Origin of the sequence: Mycobacterium terramassiliense (genome assembly GCF_900157385.1) — a bacterium.
GTDB classification, from domain to species: domain Bacteria; phylum Actinomycetota; class Actinomycetes; order Mycobacteriales; family Mycobacteriaceae; genus Mycobacterium; species Mycobacterium terramassiliense.
The window spans coordinates 93,226-110,607 of record NZ_LT717701.1 but is presented as its reverse complement, the minus strand read 5'-3'; the positions used below and the strand labels follow the sequence as shown (position 1 = coordinate 110,607).

16 protein-coding genes are annotated in these 17,382 nt (G+C 67.1%); 12 read left to right on the top strand and 4 right to left on the bottom strand.

Features of this window, described 5'->3' with window-relative positions:
- Positions 1 to 35: 35 nt before the first annotated feature.
- The 8 genes from MTAB308_RS15150 (at position 36) to MTAB308_RS15115 (ending at position 8,021) form a co-directional block, all read left to right on the top strand.
- Positions 36 to 998: a pirin family protein gene (locus MTAB308_RS15150; protein WP_077100296.1), complete on the top strand. Its 963-nt coding sequence runs from the start codon at positions 36 to 38 to the stop codon at positions 996 to 998.
- Positions 999 to 1,000: 2 nt separating this feature from the next.
- On the top strand, positions 1,001 to 1,636 hold the full coding sequence (locus MTAB308_RS15145) for a TetR/AcrR family transcriptional regulator (protein ID WP_077100295.1): 636 nt from the start codon (positions 1,001 to 1,003) through the stop codon (positions 1,634 to 1,636).
- Between the two features lie 83 nt (positions 1,637 to 1,719).
- Entirely contained in the window at positions 1,720 to 2,664 is a 945-nt protein-coding gene (locus MTAB308_RS15140) for a class I SAM-dependent methyltransferase (protein ID WP_077104377.1), read from the top strand.
- Between the two features lie 12 nt (positions 2,665 to 2,676).
- Complete coding sequence (locus MTAB308_RS15135) at positions 2,677 to 3,618, top strand: class I SAM-dependent methyltransferase (protein ID WP_077100294.1); 942 nt, start codon at positions 2,677 to 2,679, stop codon at positions 3,616 to 3,618.
- Positions 3,619 to 4,548 carry an SAM-dependent methyltransferase gene (locus MTAB308_RS15130; protein ID WP_077100293.1) on the top strand — a complete coding sequence of 310 codons (930 nt, stop codon included), beginning with the start codon at positions 3,619 to 3,621 and terminating at the stop codon, positions 4,546 to 4,548.
- A gap of 145 nt (positions 4,549 to 4,693) precedes the next feature.
- On the top strand, positions 4,694 to 6,133 hold the full coding sequence (locus MTAB308_RS15125) for an aldehyde dehydrogenase family protein (protein ID WP_077100292.1): 1,440 nt from the start codon (positions 4,694 to 4,696) through the stop codon (positions 6,131 to 6,133).
- A 54-nt stretch (positions 6,134 to 6,187) separates the two neighbouring features.
- Positions 6,188 to 7,048, top strand: coding sequence for an SDR family oxidoreductase (locus MTAB308_RS15120; protein ID WP_077100291.1), 861 nt, complete (start codon positions 6,188 to 6,190; stop codon positions 7,046 to 7,048).
- 4 nt (positions 7,049 to 7,052) lie between these two features.
- Positions 7,053 to 8,021 carry an NADPH:quinone oxidoreductase family protein gene (locus MTAB308_RS15115; RefSeq protein ID WP_077100290.1) on the top strand — a complete coding sequence of 323 codons (969 nt, stop codon included), beginning with the start codon at positions 7,053 to 7,055 and terminating at the stop codon, positions 8,019 to 8,021.
- A 7-nt stretch (positions 8,022 to 8,028) separates the two neighbouring features.
- On the opposite strand, the gene MTAB308_RS15110 is transcribed toward MTAB308_RS15115, so the two are convergent.
- The 4 genes from MTAB308_RS15110 to MTAB308_RS15095 form a co-directional block, all read right to left on the bottom strand.
- Complete coding sequence (locus MTAB308_RS15110; protein ID WP_077100289.1) at positions 8,029 to 9,726, bottom strand: PE-PPE domain-containing protein; 1,698 nt, start codon at positions 9,724 to 9,726, stop codon at positions 8,029 to 8,031.
- Between the two features lie 173 nt (positions 9,727 to 9,899).
- Complete coding sequence (locus MTAB308_RS15105) at positions 9,900 to 11,558, bottom strand: PE family protein (protein ID WP_077100288.1); 1,659 nt, start codon at positions 11,556 to 11,558, stop codon at positions 9,900 to 9,902.
- 160 nt (positions 11,559 to 11,718) lie between these two features.
- Positions 11,719 to 12,552, bottom strand: a complete 834-nt coding sequence (locus MTAB308_RS15100; protein ID WP_077100287.1) for a tyrosine-protein phosphatase — start codon at positions 12,550 to 12,552, stop codon at positions 11,719 to 11,721.
- On the bottom strand, positions 12,545 to 13,765 hold the full coding sequence (locus MTAB308_RS15095; RefSeq protein WP_173842242.1) for an acyl-CoA dehydrogenase family protein: 1,221 nt from the start codon (positions 13,763 to 13,765) through the stop codon (positions 12,545 to 12,547). Before MTAB308_RS15095 ends, MTAB308_RS15100 begins: the two co-directional genes overlap by 8 nt.
- 149 nt (positions 13,766 to 13,914) lie before the next feature.
- Here MTAB308_RS15095 and MTAB308_RS15090 point away from each other — a divergent pair, with 149 nt between their 5' ends.
- Genes MTAB308_RS15090 through MTAB308_RS15075 form a run of 4 tightly spaced genes read left to right on the top strand, consistent with a single transcriptional unit; the run spans position 13,915 to position 17,315 of the window.
- Positions 13,915 to 14,376, top strand: coding sequence for a nuclear transport factor 2 family protein (locus MTAB308_RS15090; protein ID WP_077104375.1), 462 nt, complete (start codon positions 13,915 to 13,917; stop codon positions 14,374 to 14,376).
- 56 nt (positions 14,377 to 14,432) lie between these two features.
- Positions 14,433 to 15,536, top strand: coding sequence for a Re/Si-specific NAD(P)(+) transhydrogenase subunit alpha (locus MTAB308_RS15085; protein WP_077100285.1), 1,104 nt, complete (start codon positions 14,433 to 14,435; stop codon positions 15,534 to 15,536).
- Between the two features lie 10 nt (positions 15,537 to 15,546).
- Positions 15,547 to 15,885, top strand: a complete 339-nt coding sequence (locus MTAB308_RS15080; protein WP_077100284.1) for an NAD(P) transhydrogenase subunit alpha part 2 — start codon at positions 15,547 to 15,549, stop codon at positions 15,883 to 15,885.
- Positions 15,882 to 17,315 (top strand): NAD(P)(+) transhydrogenase (Re/Si-specific) subunit beta, encoded by a 1,434-nt coding sequence (locus MTAB308_RS15075; RefSeq protein ID WP_077100283.1) that lies wholly within the window; start codon positions 15,882 to 15,884, stop codon positions 17,313 to 17,315. Before MTAB308_RS15080 ends, MTAB308_RS15075 begins: the two co-directional genes overlap by 4 nt.
- Positions 17,316 to 17,382: the final 67 nt, after the last annotated feature.

The following is a 17,382-nucleotide window of genomic DNA, read 5'->3' as shown; positions in this document are numbered from 1 at the left end:
GTTATATCGGCCAGCACTCATCGAAGGAGACAGACATGCCAGCAGTCACCGCAGACACCCTCACGCTGCCACGCATCGGCGCCGCCGGCCCCGGCGACACCGAACGGCCGGTCCGATCGATCACCACGGGCCCGCGAGGCTACGAGGGTGAGGGCTTCCCGGTGGTACGCGCGTTCGCCGGGGTCAGCGCCGCCGACCTGGATCCCTTTGTGCACATGGACCAGATGGGGGAGGTCGAGTACCAGCCGGGCGAGCCGAGGGGCACCGATTGGCATCCGCACCGCGGCTTCGAGACCGTCACCTACATGATCGACGGCAAATTCGCGCACCAGGATTCGCACGGCGGCGGCGGCCTGATCACCGACGGCGCGACGCAGTGGATGACGGCCGGGTCGGGCATCCTGCACATCGAAACCCCGCCGGCCGAACTGGTGGAAAGCGGTGGCGTCTTCCACGGCATCCAGCTCTGGGTGAATTTGCCGAAGAGCGACAAATTCGCTCCGCCGCGGTATCAGGCGATCGACGGGGACGACGCCGCGCTGCTCGCCTCAAGCGACGGCGGGGCCCTGGTCCGCATCATTGCCGGCGAGATCGACGGCCACCGTGGACCGGGCATCACCCACACGCCAATCACGTTGGCGCATGTGACGATCGCACACGGCGCTCGGCTCGACGTCCCGTGGCGGCGTGACTTCAATGCGCTGGTCTACGTGCTGTCCGGGAGCGGATACGTCGGTCCCGTCGCCCACCCGGTTCGCTCGGGGCAACTGGCCGTGCTCGGGCCGGGCGATCGGATTACCGTGGGGGCCCCTCGGGAGGCAATTGATGTGCTGCTGCTCGGCGGGAGGCCGATTCGCGAGCCGGTATTCCACTATGGGCCTTTCGTGATGAACAGTCGCGCGGAATTGGTCGAGGCGCTGCAGGACTACCAGGCCGGAAAGTTCGGCACCATTCCGCCAAACGCGTTAATGCCGCACCATGGCGGTGGCACAATTTAGCAATGTCGGCAACGGCGCGTCGCAGGCCGGGGCGCCCGCCCGCCGCCAAGGCGGACGAGACGCGTCAACGGATTATCCAGGCCGCTCGTCTGGTGTTCAGCGAACGCGGTTACGACGGCGCGACGTTCCAGGCGATCGCGGCCCAGGCGGACCTGACCCGGCCCGCGATCAACCACTACTTCTCCAGCAAACGGGTGTTGTTTCGCGAGGTGCTGGACGAAACGAACAAATTCGTCATCGGGGCCGGCATCAAACAGGCGGAGCACGAGACCACTCTCATCGGGCGGCTGACGGCGTTCATCTCGGCCGCGGTGCGGGCCAATTCGGAGAATCCCGCCGGATCGGCGTTCTTGATCACCGCCGTGCTGGAATTTCAACGGCACCCGGAATTGCGCAGAACCGAGAACGATTCCGTCCTGCTCAGTCGTGAATTCCTGATGCGCGTCGTCAACGACGCGATCGAGCGCGGCGAGGTCATCCCCGGTACGGATCCGTCGGCCCTGGTCGAAACGCTGCTCGTGGTGATCTGCGGCGTGGGGCTCTACTCCGGCTACGTCCGCAGCTACCAGGCGATGTTGGCCGTCACGGGAATGCTGCGGCAGCTTTTGGAAGGCGCCCTCTGGCGCCCTGAGGCCTGACCGCTTGGCGCCGGCCCGGGCGCAGTGAAGTTGCGCACAAAGCGTATAGGCTAACTAACTTATTCGGTAGCATGGTTCGGGTCATGACTGATCTCGATGCGTCGTTACCTCCCTCATTACGCACGGCCGGCGACAGCTGGGCCATCACCGAACTGGTCGGCGCCACCGCATTGGGCGTCGCCGCGGCGCGCGCGGTCGAGACGGCCGGGGCCGATCCGCTGATCCGCGACGAATTCGCTCGCCCGTTGGTGTCTTCGGCCGGTCCGGCGTGGGCGCGGCTGGCCGACGCCGAGTTGGCCTGGCTGGACGGCGATCCGCACGGCCAGCGCGCGCATCGGCTCGGCATCGACTACCAGGCGGTGCGCACGCACTTCTTCGACGAGTACTTCGAGAACGCCGTCCGCGGGGGGATTCGCCAGGTGGTGATCTTGGCCGCCGGGCTCGACTCGCGGGCCTACCGGTTGAATTGGCCGCCGGGCACCGCGGTGTATGAGATCGACCAGCCCAAGGTGCTGGAGTACAAGACCGGGATTCTCGAGCAGCAGGGCGCTGCCCCCACCGCGAGCAGGCGCCCCGTTCCGATCGATCTGCGTGACGACTGGCCGGCGGCCCTGACCGGCGCCGGGTTCGACCGCACCCAACCGACCGCGTGGCTGGCGGAGGGCCTGCTGCCCTACCTGCCGAGCGACGCCCAGGACCGGCTGTTCGAGATGTTCACCGCGCTCAGCGCCCCGGGCAGCGAGGTGGCCGTCGAGGTGTTCGGCATGAATTCGCGCAGCAACTCGCAGCGCTGGCTGCGCGTGCGGGAGCGGCTCGGCCTGGACGTCAACGTCCAAGCGCTGACCTACCACGAACCCGATCGCACGGACGCCATCCAGTGGCTGTCCGACCACGGCTGGCAGGTGAACGCCGTGGACAACCGCGAGGAGATGGCCCGATTGGGCCGACCGGTTCCCGACGACCTGGCCGACGAGGCCGTGCGCAGCACCTTGCTGCGAGCGCGTCTCGACCAGCCGAACACCCGATAGAGGAGCAACCCGATGAGCTCACTGCGCACCCACGACGACACCTGGGACATCAAGACCAGCGTCGGCAGCACCGCGGTCATGGTGGCCGCCGCCCGTGCCGTCGAAACCGAGCGGCCCGACCCGCTGATTCGCGACCCGTACGCGAGGCTACTGGTCAGCAACGCCGGCGCCGGCGTCTTGTGGGAGGCCATGCTTGACCCCGAGATCGCGGCCAAGGTCGAAGCGCTCGACGAGGATTCCGCGGCCCACCTACACCACATGCGCGGTTACCAGGCCGTGCGGACGCACTTTTTCGACACCTTCTTCACCGACGCCGTCGCCGCCGGGATCCGCCAGATCGTGATCCTCGCATCGGGGCTGGATTCCCGCGCGTACCGGCTGGACTGGCCGGCCGGCACCACGGTCTACGAGCTCGACCAGCCCGAGGTGTTGGCCTACAAATCCACCACGTTGGCCGACAACGGCGTGCAGCCTTCCGCCGATCGCCGCGAGGTGGCCATCGACTTGCGCCAGGACTGGCCGGCGGCGCTGCGTGCCGCGGGCTTCGACCCGACCCAGCGCACCGCGTGGCTGGCCGAGGGGCTGTTGATGTATCTGCCCGCCGACGCCCAGGACCGGTTGTTCACCCTGATCGGCGAGCTGAGCCCGCCCGGCAGCCGGGTCTCGGCCGAGACCGCACCCAACCACGCCGAAGAGCGGCGACAGCAGATGCGGGAACGCTTCAAGAAGGTCGCCGACGAGATCGGGCTCGAGGAGACCGTCGACGTCGGCGAATTGATGTACCGCGACGAGGACCGCGCGGACGTCACCGAGTGGCTCAACGAACACGGCTGGCGCGCGACGGCGGAGCACTCGATCGACGCGATGCGCCGGCTGGGCCGCTTCATCGAGAACGTCCCGCTGGCCGACGACAAGGACGCGTTCTCCGACTTCGTCGTCGCGGAACGTTTGTAAATGCCGCGCACCGCGGACGATTCCTGGGACATCGCCACCAGCGTTGGGGCGACCGCGGTGATGGTGGCACTGGCCCGTGCCGCCGAGACGGCCAGCGCCGAACCGCTGATCCGCGACCGGTTCGCCGAAGTGCTGGTGTCTACTCCCGAACTCGAGGGGGTTCGGGAGCAGGTCGCCGCCTGGTGGACGCCGGAGCCCGACGACGAGGCAGCCGATTCCACCGTCGACTCCCGGCACATGATCAATTACCAGGCGGTGCGCACCCATTTCTTCGACGCGTACTTCGCCGAGGCGACGCAAGACGCCGGCATCCGCCAAGTGGTGATCCTCGCCGCCGGCCTCGACTCGCGCGCCTACCGGCTGGACTGGCCGGACGGCACCGTCGTCTACGAGATCGATCTGCCCAAGGTGCTGGAGTACAAGGCCGAGACGCTGGCCGCCCACGGGGCCGCCCCGGTCGTCGACCGGCGGCCGGTGCCGGTGGACCTTCGCCACGATTGGCCGCAGGCGGTGCGCGACGCCGGTTTCGACGCCACGAGTCCGACCGCCTGGCTGGCCGAAGGCTTGCTGCCTTTCCTGCCGGCGGCGGCGCAGGCGGCCATGTTCGCCTCCATCGACAACCTGAGCGGATCCGGCAGCCGGGTTGCGGTCGAAATCTTCGGGGTCGACCAGGAAAAGCGTCGGGAGGCGGAGCAGAAGTGGCAGGAACTGCGGGCCAAGCGCGAAGCGCGCGGCCAGGACACCTCGTTCAACCCCTTCGACCTATGGTTTGACGACGAGGGCCGCCCCGACTGCGCGGACTGGTTCGCCGCTCACGGTTGGACGACTCGCGTGACGACCGCGCTCGACGAGGGGCTGCGGCTGGGCCGCGCGCCACAGTCGGAGGAGAGGCCGTTCACGAACAGTTTTGTGACGGCCGCAAAACCCTGACCGGAAACGCCGCCGCAGGATCGAGTGGATCCGGCCGGGGCGGATCCTTTCTATTGCTCTCCCAACCGGATGGTTAGGATCGCGGTTAACACCGATGAGCGGCCACCCGCGTTGCAGCGGGCGACTCTGCTCGGGAAGGACAACGATGACCACCGAATCGGTTGCACCGAAGACATCGGAATCCACGAACGGCGCCCCCTCGCGATCCGCGGCTCGGCCCGTCGACGTCCCGGCCACGGTCGCTCGACTGCGCAAGACCTTCGCCACCGGCCGCACCCGCGACATCGAGTGGCGCAGGCGGCAGTTGCTGCAGCTGGCGAAGTTGATGGATGAGAACGAGGCGGCCATCGGCGCCGCGCTCGCCGAGGACCTGGACCGCAGCCCGTTCGAGTCGTTCATCGCCGACGTCGCGACGACGGCCGGGGAGGCGAAGTTCGCGGCCAAGCGTGTGCGCAGGTGGACGCGCCGCAAGTACCAGCTGCTCGAAATGCCGCAGCTACCCGGCCGCGGCTGGATCGAATACGAGCCCTACGGCACCGTGCTGATCATCGGCGCGTGGAATTACCCGTTCTACCTGACGCTGGGTCCCGCGGTCGGCGCGATCGCCGCGGGAAACGCCGTCATCCTCAAACCGTCGGAGATCGCCGCGGCGTCCGCACACTTGATGGCCGACTTGGTGCCGCGCTATCTCGACAACGACGCGATCGCCGTGGTCGAGGGCGACGGTTCGGTGAGCCAGGAGCTCATCGCGCAGGGGCTGGACCGCGTGTTGTTCACCGGCGGCACCGAGATCGGCCGCAAGGTGTACGAAGGCGCCGCACCCCACCTGACCCCATGCACGCTGGAGCTCGGCGGCAAAAGCCCAGTGATCGTGGCGGAGGACGCCGACGTCGAAGTCGCTGCCAAGCGGATCGCCTGGATGAAGCTGCTCAACGCGGGGCAGACGTGCGTCGCACCAGATTACGTGTTGGCGGACGCAAAGATTCGCGACGAGCTGGTCAGCAAGATCGGGGCCGCCATCACGAAGTTCACGTCGGACAAGCCCGACGGAATGCGGATCGTCAACCAGCGGCAGTTCGACCGGATCAGCGGCTACCTCGCCGGCGGCGACGGCAAGGTCGTCGTCGGTGGCAAATGTGACCCGTCGAGCCTGCGGATCCAGCCTGCGGTTGTCGTCGACCCCGATCCGGACGGCCCGCTGATGCAGAACGAGATCTTCGGGCCCGTGCTGCCCGTGATCACGGTCCAATCCCTGGACGACGCAATACGTTTCGTCAACTCGCGGCCCAAGCCGCTGTCCGCCTATCTGTTCACCAAGACTCGCGAGACCCGCGAGCGGGTGATCAAGCAGGTGCCGGCCGGCGGCATGCTGGTCAACCACCTGGCCTTCCAGGTGTCGACGGCCAAGCTGCCCTTCGGCGGCGTCGGCGCGTCGGGCATGGGCGCCTACCACGGCCGCTATGGCTTCGAGGAGTTCAGTCACCGCAAATCGGTGTTGACCAAGCCGACCCGGCCGGACCTGTCGAAGTTCATCTACCCGCCTTACACCGCGCGAGCCTTCAAGATGGCTCGCAGAATGTTCTGACACAACCCCAATTCCCTTACCACCCAAGTCCTTTGAACAGGAGAGAGGAACCTGATGCCTGGAGTGCAGGATCGCGTCATCGTCGTCACCGGAGCCGGTGGGGGCTTGGGCCGTGAATACGCCCTTACCCTTGCCCGTGAGGGTGCCAGCGTCGTCGTCAATGACCTCGGCGGGTCCCGCGACGGCACCGGCGCCGGCCACAACATGGCCGACCAGGTGGTCAAGGAGATCAAGGACGCGGGGGGCCGGGCGGCCGCCAACTACGACAGCGTCGCGGACCCCGAGGGCGCCGAGAACATGATCAAGACCGCCATCGACGAGTTCGGCGCCGTGCACGGCGTGGTGAGCAACGCCGGGATCCTGCGCGACGGCACCTTTCACAAGATGACGTCCGAGAACTGGGACGCCGTGCTGAAGGTGCACCTCTACGGCGGGTACAACGTGATCCGCGCCGCCTGGCCGCATTTCCGGGAGCAGAGCTACGGCCGCGTCGTCGTCGCCACCTCCACCAGCGGTCTGTTCGGCAACTTCGGGCAGACCAACTACGGGGCGGCCAAGCTTGGCCTGGTCGGCCTGATCAACACGCTGGCGCTGGAAGGTGCCAAGTACAACATCAAGGCGAACGCGGTCGCCCCGATCGCGGCGACCCGGATGACCGAGGACATCCTTCCGAAGGAGGTGCTCGAAAAGCTCACCCCCGAGTACGTCGCACCGGTGGTGGCCTACCTGTGCACCGAGGAATGCCCCGACAGCGCATCGGTTTTCGTCGTCGGCGGCGGCAAGGTGCAGCGGGTCGCGCTGTTCGAGAACCAGGGCATCAACTTCGACCAGCCTCCGTCAGTGGACGACATCGCCTCGCACTGGAGCGAGATCACGGATCTGTCCTCAGCGCAAAAGGCCGGCTTCAAGCTGTAGGGCCATGAAAGCCTGTGTGGTGCAAGAGCTGTCCGGTCCGGACGGCCTGGTCTTCACCGATATCGAAGACGTCCCCGAGGATGGAAACCACGTCGTCATCGACGTCCGCGCCGCCGGCGTGTGTTTTCCCGACCTGCTGCTGGCCAAGGGCGAGTACCAGCTGAAGCTGCCCCCGCCGTTCGTGCCCGGCATGGAAGCCGCGGGTGTGGTGCGTTCGGCGCCGGAGGGGTCGGGTTATCGGGTGGGCGAGCGGGTTTCGGCGTTCGGCATCCTGGGCGCCTACGCCGAACAGGTGGCCGTACCGGTGCCGAACGTGATGCGCAGCCCGGCGGAACTCGATGACGCCGAAGCGGTTTCGCTGTTGGTCAACTACAACACCATGTACTTCGCGCTGGCCCGCCGCGCCGCGATGCGGCCGGGTGACACGGTGCTGGTGCTGGGCGCCGCCGGCGGGGTGGGCACGGCGGCGATCCAGGTCGCGCAGGCGATGGGGGCGAGCAAGGTGCTGGCCGTGGTGCACCGCGAGGCCGCGGCGGACTATGTCGCTTCCCTGGGCGCCGACCTGGTGGTGCCGCTGGTCGACGGCTGGGCCGACCGGGTGCGTGACTACACCCAGGGCCGTGGGGTCGACATCGTGGTCGACCCCATCGGCGGCCCGGCCTTCGACGACGCGGTTCGTGTGCTGGCGATCGACGGCAAGCTGCTGGTGATCGGCTTTGCCGCCGGCGGCATTCCGACGGTGAAGGTCAACCGACTGCTGCTGCGCAACGTCAGCGTGGTGGGCGTCGCCTGGGGCGAGTACCTGAACAAGGTTCCAGGTTCGGCCGCCTTGTTTTCCTGGGGGCTGAGCCAGTTGGTGTTCCTCGGGCTGAAACCGCCTCCGCCGCAGCGCTATCCGCTGTCTGAGGGCGCGGTCGCGTTGCAGAGCCTGGCCGACGGCGGGGTGCTCGGCAAGGTGGTTCTGGAGCCCTAGCGTTCGATCACTGAGGGCCGGGGTTCGGTACCCCGGTGAAGATCGTCTCACCCGCGTTGACAAAGTTGATGAGCTCGAAACCGCCTGCGAGGGTGACCAATCCGACATCGGCGGCGATCGGACGGCCGAACGCGTTGATCAGCCCCCCAACCGGATCGCCGTTGATCGCTTGCGTGATGCCGTCGAGGAACAGGTTGACGTCGTAGGACGGGAGAGTCACCACCACGGCGGTCGCGATGTCCGCCGTCGGGAGCAGGGTCGCGTAGGCGGTCGAGACATCGCTTGTCAACGTGCCGACGATGTTGGTGTTCGCCGACTCGATGGCCTGGATAAAGCCCGTGGGCGTGGTCGGCAGCGACGCGGACGGTGGCAACGCCAGCTGAGCGAAGCCCGATGTGGCGGCTCCGGGAAGCGAGGCCGCCAGGCTCGACAGGTCGTTGCTGAAGGCGCTGACTCCCTGGGCGGTGGCGCCGGGGAAGAGCGACACCAATTCGGTCGTTGCGCTGAGCGGCGGCAGGAATCCGAACGGAGTCTGGATGTCGGCCGGGCTGGTCGACCAGCCGAAGTTGGGGTCGCCGTAGCCCCAGTTGACGAGGAGCTTCAGGTCCGGCTGGATCAGGTCCGCGAGCGGGTTGCCGATGACCGGGAGTAAACGCAGCGGCGCCAGCAGCGGCAGGTTCTCGGTGGGGATCATGTTGTACGTCGTCATCGAGGGGTTCGTGGACTGTCCCAGCGTGACGGCGGTATTGAGCGTCGCCTGCGTCAGATGCGGGTAGGTGCCGTGGACGAACACGATGCCGGCAAGGGCGTTGAGGTCCGAGAAGATGTCGATCGGATAGCGCGGGAAGTCGGCGAAGCCATCGTATTCGAGCGACCAAATGGTGGTCGGGAAGTCGTTGCTGGGTGTCGAGGTGCCGAAGGTGACCCCCAGGCTCGGGAAGCTCAGGCCGGGGAAGCGCGAAAGCAGGCCGCCGTTGGGGTTGGCCGGATCACCCAGCAGGGTGAAGTAGGCGTTGGACGAGTTGTAACCCTGGGCGAGGAGCTTCGGCATTTCCATTGAGGCGATGATCGAGCTCTGCGAATAGCCGAGAACGGAAACGACTTTTGCGCTGGGTGCGGGGCCGAGCACGCCAGTGATCGCGTTGTTCAGCGACGTGACGCCGCGGGCAAGGGAGATATCCAACGTCAGGTCTTTGACACCGGTGAAGGGGTACAACCCTTCGGCGGTGGTCACCGGGATCGTGAGGCCACTGGTGAAGTTCTGCAGGTAGAGGTTGGTGACGTTGGTGATGTAGCTCGGTGGGGGATTGGCGGTGCCGCTGCCCGTCATGATCAAAATGGCATCGACGGCCGGGTCCGCCGCCTGTGTGAGCGCCGTGAATGGCACGCCGCCCGCCGCGCCGGTGAGCCCGAGCGTGCCGGCGATCTGGGCCTCGGCCTGGGCGTAAGCGTTTCCGGCGGCGGCCAGTGTCGCAACGAACTGTCCGTGGAACGCGGCCGCCTGCTGGAGCAGCGCCTGGTATTCCTGACCGAACGAGCCGAAGAGCTGCGCGGTGATCGCCGACACCTCGTCTTCGGCCGCGGCCATCACGGTTGTGGTGGAGCCGGCGGCGGCCGCCCGGGCGTCGTTGATCGCCGAACCGATTGTGGAAGCATCCTGTGCGGCCGTCGCAAAGATTTCGGGCTGCGCAACCAAATTCGTCATCGCTTCTTCCCTTCCGAACAGAGGGGCACGCGTGTTGGTCCTGCCGACGCCGCCAACCCGATGACCAGGGGCACCGCCGTAACCGGCACGCAGTCAGCTTAGGAGCGATCACGCCTTGTTGTGGGCATTTTGCGCCGTTGTCTTTGGGGCAATCCGCCTGGCGCGGGGGCGCGTTAGGGAATGAGGCTTTGGATGTCGGTGACGTTGCTCGAGAGCGCCGAAACGATCGTCAGGAATTCGACGCCGCCCGCCACCGTCCCCAACCCGACGTCGGCGGCGATCGGATAGCCGATGGCGTTGATGAGGTTGCCCTGCCCGAGCTGGCTCAGGAAAAGCTCGGAGTCGTAGAAGGGCAACTCCGTGGCGAGGGAGTAACCGATGTCGGCTGTCGGAAGCACGACCGCGTAGTCGGTCGAGACGATCTTGTTGACCGTGTCGAAGACCTGCTGCGGTGACGGGAAGTTGGTCGGCGTCGTTGTCGGCCCCGGTGCGGTCGGCAGGGTGAACTGCGGCAGGGCCGGGGGCTGCGACGCGATCTGCTGCATGTCGAGCGAGAAGTCGTGGATTCCCTGCTGGGTGCCGGCGGCCAGCGCGTTGAAGACGGTGCCCGGATTGGCATTCGGAAACAGGCCGAACGGCGTCGGAACGTCGGCGTAGCTCGTCGAGTACCCGAGGGTGGGGTCGGGGCCGTAGCCCAGATTGACCAACACCTTCAGGTCCGGTTGCAGCAGATCGACCAGGGGCTTGCCGATGACCGGTATGGCATCGAGCGGCTTCAGCAGCGGCAGGTCCGCGGTGGGAATCATGTAGTAGGTGGTGTTACCGGTGTAACCCGGAGACGTCGGCAACTGGATCGCGTTGTTGACCTGGGTGGGCGTGAGATCCAGATAGGTGGTGTGGACGAACACGATGCCCGCGACCGCGTTGAGGTCGGAAAGCACATTGATCGGATAGCGCGGGAAGTCGGCGAACCCGTCGTATTCCAGCGTGTAGTTGGCCACGTGGTACGGCGTGTTGGCGTTCATCGCGGGATAGAAGTCCAGGCCCAGGGCGGGCAGGGACAGGTTCGGGAACCGCGACAGCAGGCCGCCGTTGGGGTTTACCTCGTTGCCGGTCAGCACGAAGTTGAGCTGGTTGACGTTGGGAGGGTTCGCACCGAACAGGGACGTGCCGTTGGCGAGGTTCTGCATTTCCAGCGAGGAGATGATGGCACTCTGGGAAATGCCGAAGACGGTGACCGATTGACCCTGTCCGTGGATCGTGTTGTACAGCGTGTTGTCGAGAATCGTCACGCCCTCGGCCACCGACTGATTCAGGGGCAAGCTTTTCACGCCGGTCAGCGGGTACAACTGCTCCGGCGTGTAGAGCGCTTCCAGGGTGCTGACCGACCGGACGTAGAGGTTGTTGGCCCGGGTGACGAACGACTGCGACGGGATGGGGACACCGGTGCCGCCGATGAAATACGAGACCTGGTTGGCCGGGAACGGCGGAATCGTGGCGGCGGGCAGCGGCGCGGCGGGCGCGGCCCCGCCCAGGCCCAGAGTGTCGGCGATGGCGGACTCGGTTTCCGCGTACGCGAGTCCCGCGGACGCCAGCGCCTGCTGGAACTGAGCGTGAAACGCCTCGAACTGCGCGACGACGGCCTGATATTCCTTGCCGACGGCGCCGAAGACGTCCGCGATGGCCGCCGACACCTCGTCGCCGGCCGCTGCCGCAACGCCCGACGTCGGGGCGGCCGCGGCCGCGGTCGCGGCACTGAATGCCGAACCAATCCCCTCGATCTCCGTCGCGACCGACGCCAGCGCGAGCGGCTCAGCAATCACATACGACATGGTCCCCAGCCTTTCCCGACAACGACGGACCACGTCAGCGTAAGGTGCGCCTGCAGTCCTGTCCCGCGTTTGCGTCAAACCCTTTCGCTCGTCGTGAGCGACCTTGAGCGCGAACGGATTTCGCGAGCCAGCATTCCGTCCGTGGTCGGCCGCGGACGGCTCAGCCGAGTAGCGCGCCGCGCAGGCGGTCGAGGTCGGCCTCGGTGATGCCGGCATCCTTGAGATAGGCGCCCAGCGAACCGAATTCGTCGTCGATCGTTTGGCGGGCTGCCGCAAGGTAATCCGGCCGGACGCCGAGCACCCCATCGGACAACCGAGCCTCGGTGAAGGTCACCACCTCGGGAGTCAGCTCGGTGTCGCCGCGCTGCTGGATCATTTCGTAGATATGCGTCCGCAGTTCGGGTACGGCGTCGTTGCTGCGCAGGAAGTCGGCGACGATGGCGTCGCGGTCGACGCCGACGGCCTCCAGCACCGTCGCGATGACGAAGCCGGTGCGGTCCTTGCCCGCGAAGCAATGCGTGAGCACCGGGCGCCCGGCGGCCAGCAGCGTGACGACACGATGCAGCGCGCGCTGCGCCCCGTTGCGCGTCGGGAATTGGCGGTACTCGTCGGTCATGAAGCGGACGGCGGTCTCGTTCACCGACTCCTCGGAACCATCCGATTCACCGCGCAACAGCCGCTGGAACGCCTCTTCGTGGGGCGCGGCCCCGTCGGCCTGCTCCTCGTCGGGTTGATCGGACAAATCGGGAACCGGCAGCAGGTGGATCTCGACGCCGTCGGGCACCAGCCCCGGGCCGCGCCGGGCAACCTCGCGCGACGCGCGCAGGTCGGCGACGTCGGTGATCCCGAGCCGCCGCAGCGTTGCCCGGCCCTCGTCGTCGAGACGGCTCAGCTCGCCGGAACGGAACAGCCGTCCGGGCCGCAGCGCGGCAACACCGTCGGCGACATCACGAAAGTTCCACGCGCCGGACAGTTCTTGGACGGCTTCAGCCATGCGCGGTAACCGCCGCGGCGAGCCCGGATTTCTCCCGGCCGATCTCGGCGCGCGCGATGGTCCGCATGTGCACCTCGTCGGGACCGTCGAACAATCGCATGGCTCGGTGCCAGCCGTACGACCGGGCCAGCACCGTGTCCTCGCTGACGCCGGCGGCGCCGTGCACCTGGATGGCGCGGTCGATCACATCGCAGGCCACCTGCGGAGCCACCGCCTTGATCTGCGAGACCAACGTGTGGGCAGCCTTGTTGCCGTGCTGGTCGATCGTCCACGCCGCCTTATGGCACAACAGCCGCGCTTGGTCGATTTCGTTGCGGGACTTGGCGATTGCCTCGCGCACCACGCCCTGCTCAGCCAGCGGGCGGCCGAACGCCACCCGGTTGTTCGCCCGGTCCACCATGAGGGCCAGCGCGCGTTCGGCGCCACCGAGCGCGCGCATGCAGTGGTGGATGCGGCCCGGACCCAGCCGCGCCTGGGCGATCGCGAAGCCCCCACCCTCCTCGCCGAGCAGGTTGGTGACCGGAACGCGGACGTTGTCGTAGATGATCTCGCAGTGCCCGGGCTGGTCCTGGTAACCGAAGACGGTGGTCGAGCGCACGACGGTCACGCCGGGGGTGTCGATGGGCACCAAGACCATCGACTGCTGCTGGTGGCTGGCCGCCTCCGGGTTGGTGCGGCCCATCACGATGAGGATCTTGCAGCGCGGGTCGGCCGCCCCGGACGTCCACCACTTGCGGCCGTTGATGACGTAGTCGGCGCCGTCGCGCTGGATGGAGGTCTCGATGTTGCGGGCGTCGCTGCTGGCGACCGCCGGCTCCGTCATCGAGAAGGCGCTGCGAATCTCGCCGGCAAGCAGCGGCTCCAGCCACTGCTTGCGCTGCTCCTCGGTGGCGAACAGGTGCAGCGTTTCCATGTTGCCGGTGTCCGGCGCGGCGCAGTTGAGCGCCTCGGGCGCGATCTCGAGGCTCCAGCCCGTCAGTTCGGCCAGCGGGGCGTATTCGAGGTTGGTCAGGCCCGACTCGGCCGGCAGGAACAGGTTCCACAGTCCTTGCTGTTTGGCCTTGCGTTTGAGTTCCTCGATGACCGGCGGAACGGTGTGGTCGTTCGGGCCGGCCTCGTGACGGTATTTGTCGTATGCGGCCTCGGCCGGGAACACGTTCTCGATCATGAAGTCGGACAGTCGCTTGTGGTAGTCGCTGGCTTTGGCCGACATCGCGAAGTCCATGACCGTCACGATAGGACACGCGCCGCGACGCGTCGTTTCAGGTCGCCAGGGCGCCAGATATAAACGGTTGCGACTGGCGGCGGCGTGTCGTCGCAGATGTTTATGTGTCGCGATTCCGGTCGAGCACGATGGACGTCATGACCGAATCCCGCCCCCCGTTCCCGCCGTTCACCCACGAAACGGCGATGCAGAAGGTCCAGGCAGCCGAGGACGCGTGGAACACCCGCGATCCACAGCGGGTCAGCCTCGCCTACACGCCCGACTCCGTCTGGCGGAACCGGGGCGAACACGTCGTCGGCCGCGACGAGATCGTCGCGTTCCTGACCCGCAAGTGGGAGCGCGAACTCGACTATTCGCTGCGCAAGAGCCTGTGGGATTTCCACGACAACCGCATCGCCGTGCGGTTCCAGTACGAGTGCCACGATCACGGCGGCCAGTGGTACCGCAGTTACGGCAACGAACTGTGGGAGTTCAGCCCGTCGGGGTTGATGGCGCGCCGCGAAGCCAGCATCAACGATGTGCCGATCGAGGAGTCCGAGCGCCGGTACTTCGGCCCCCGCCCGGCCTCGGAGCACGGGCAAGATATCCCGCTCTGGTAGCGGCGGTTAGGGTGTCTGCGGCAAGCCAAAGACATAAGGAAGTGGATGTAGGCGCCATGACAGATGCGCAGACGACGGTGGGGGTGGTCGCCGAGTCCGGGACCGACGAGCGGCGCGTCGCGTTGGTCCCCAAGGCGGTCGCGTCGCTGGTCGACAGCGGTGTGGCGGTGGTGGTCGAGGCGGGTGCGGGCGAAGGCGCGCTGCTTCCCGACGAGCTTTACACCGAAGCGGGGGCCAGTCTCGGCGACGCCTGGGCCGCCGACGTGGTCGTCAAAGTCGCACCGCCGACGGCGGACGAGGTCGGCAGGTTGCGCAGCGGGCAGACGCTGATCGGCTTCCTGGCGCCGCGGAATCCCGACAACCTGATCGGCGCGCTCACCGACGCCGGCGTCCAGGCGTTCGCGCTGGAGGCCATCCCGCGGATCTCGCGGGCCCAGGTGATGGACGCGCTGTCGTCGCAGGCCAACGTGGCCGGCTACAAGGCGGTGCTGCTGGCGGCCTCGGAGTCGACCCGGTTTTTCCCGATGCTGACGACGGCGGCGGGCACCGTGAAGCCGGCCTCGGTGCTGGTGCTCGGTGTCGGGGTCGCCGGGCTGCAGGCGCTCGCCACGGCCAAACGACTGGGCGCGCGAACCTCCGGCTACGACGTGCGTCCGGAGGTGGCCGATCAGGTGCGGTCGGTGGGTGCGCAATGGCTGGACGTGGGCATCTCAAAAATCACAGCGGCCGGCGAGGGCGGGTACGCCCGCGAGCTCACCGAAGACGAACGTGCCCAGCAGCAGCAGGCGCTGGAGAAGGCGATCAGCGGTTTCGACGTGGTGATCACCACGGCGCTGGTACCCGGCAAGCCCGCCCCGCGGCTGGTGACCGCCGCCGCCGTGGAGGCGATGAAGCCGGGCAGCGTGGTGGTGGACCTGGCCGGGGAGGCCGGCGGCAACTGTGAGCTCACCGAGCCCGGGCAGACGGTGGTCAAGCACGACGTGACGATCGCCGCGCCGCTGAACCTGCCGGCGACGATGCCCGAGCACGCGAGCGAGCTCTACAGCAAGAACATCACCGCGCTGCTGGACCTGTTGATCACCGACGGCAAGCTCGCGCCCGACTTCGACGACGAGGTCGTCGCGGCGGCCTGTGTCACCCGGACCCCCGCGGCCGGTTAGAGAGGACTACATGTACGACGAGCTGTTGGCCAACCTGGCGATCCTGGTCCTGTCCGGATTCGTCGGGTTCGCGGTGATTTCCAAGGTGCCCAATACCCTGCACACGCCGCTGATGTCGGGTACGAACGCCATTCACGGCATCGTGGTGCTGGGCGCGCTCGTGGTCTTTGGGGAGGTCGAGCACCCGTCGCTCGCCGTGCAGATCATCCTGTTCGTTGCGGTGGTGTTCGGCACGCTGAACGTCATCGGCGGTTTCATCGTCACCGACCGGATGCTGGGCATGTTCAAGGGCAAGAAAAAGCCAGTGCCCGCGAAGCCCGAAAATATAGAGGACCTGGCGGCGAAATGAACTACCTCGTCACCGTTCTCTACATCGTCTCGTTCGCGCTCTTCATCTACGGCCTGATGGGCCTGACCGGGCCCAAGACCGCGGTGCGGGGCAACCTGATCGCCGCGGTGGGCATGGCCATCGCGGTCGCCGCGACACTGATCAAGATCCGGCACACCGAGTCGTGGGTGCTGATCATCCTCGGGCTGGTCGTGGGTGTCGTGCTCGGTGTCCCGCCGGCCCGCTACACCAAGATGACCGCCATGCCGCAGCTGGTGGCGTTCTTCAACGGCGTCGGCGGCGGCACGGTCGCGCTGATCGCGTTGTCGGAATTCATTGAGACGAAAGGTTTTTCGGCCTTTCAGCATGGCGAGTCGCCGACCGTGCACATCGTGGTGGCGTCATTGTTCGCCGCGATCATCGGGTCGATCTCGTTCTGGGGCTCGATCATCGCGTTCGGCAAGCTGCAGGAGATCATCTCGGGGTCGCCGATCGGCTTCGGGAAGGCCCAGCAACCGATCAACCTGCTGCTGTTGGCCGGCGCGGTCGCCGCGGCGGTGGTCATCGGCCTGGGCGCGCATCCCGGCACCGGTGGGGTGTCGCTGTGGTGGATGATCGCCCTGCTGGCCGCCGCTGGTGTGCTCGGCCTGATGGTGGTACTGCCCATCGGTGGCGCCGACATGCCGGTGGTCATCTCCCTGCTGAACGCGATGACCGGGCTGTCGGCCGCCGCGGCCGGTCTGGCGCTCAACAACACCGCGATGATCGTGGCGGGGATGATCGTCGGCGCCTCCGGTTCCATCCTGACCAACCTGATGGCAAAGGCGATGAACCGCTCTATCCCGGCGATCGTTGCGGGCGGATTCGGCGGCGGCGGCGTGGCGCCCAGCGGCGGCCCGGATGCTCAAGGCGGCGGTAAGCATGTCAGGTCGACCTCGGCCGCCGACGCCGCGATCCAGATGGCCTATGCAAACCAGGTGATCGTGGTTCCGGGGTACGGCCTGGCCGTCGCGCAGGCCCAGCACGCGGTCAAGGACATGGCGTCGCTGCTAGAGGACAAGGGGGTGCCGGTGAAGTACGCCATCCACCCGGTCGCCGGTCGCATGCCCGGGCACATGAACGTGCTGTTGGCCGAGGCCGAGGTCGACTACGACGCCATGAAGGACATGGACGACATCAACGACGAATTCGCGCGCACCGACGTCGCGATCGTCATCGGCGCCAACGACGTCACCAACCCGGCGGCGCGCAACGAGACGTCCAGCCCTATCTATGGCATGCCGATCCTCAACGTGGACAAGGCGAAATCGGTGATCGTCCTCAAGCGCTCGATGAATTCGGGGTTCGCGGGAATCGACAACCCGCTGTTCTACGCCGACGGCACGACGATGTTGTTCGGGGACGCGAAGAAGTCGGTGAGCGAGGTCGCCGAGGAACTGAAGGCGCTTTAGCGGTGATCGCGAGCGCAGCGGAGCTGGGCGCTGCGGGTCAGCGCCGGACGTTTTAGCGGTGATCGCG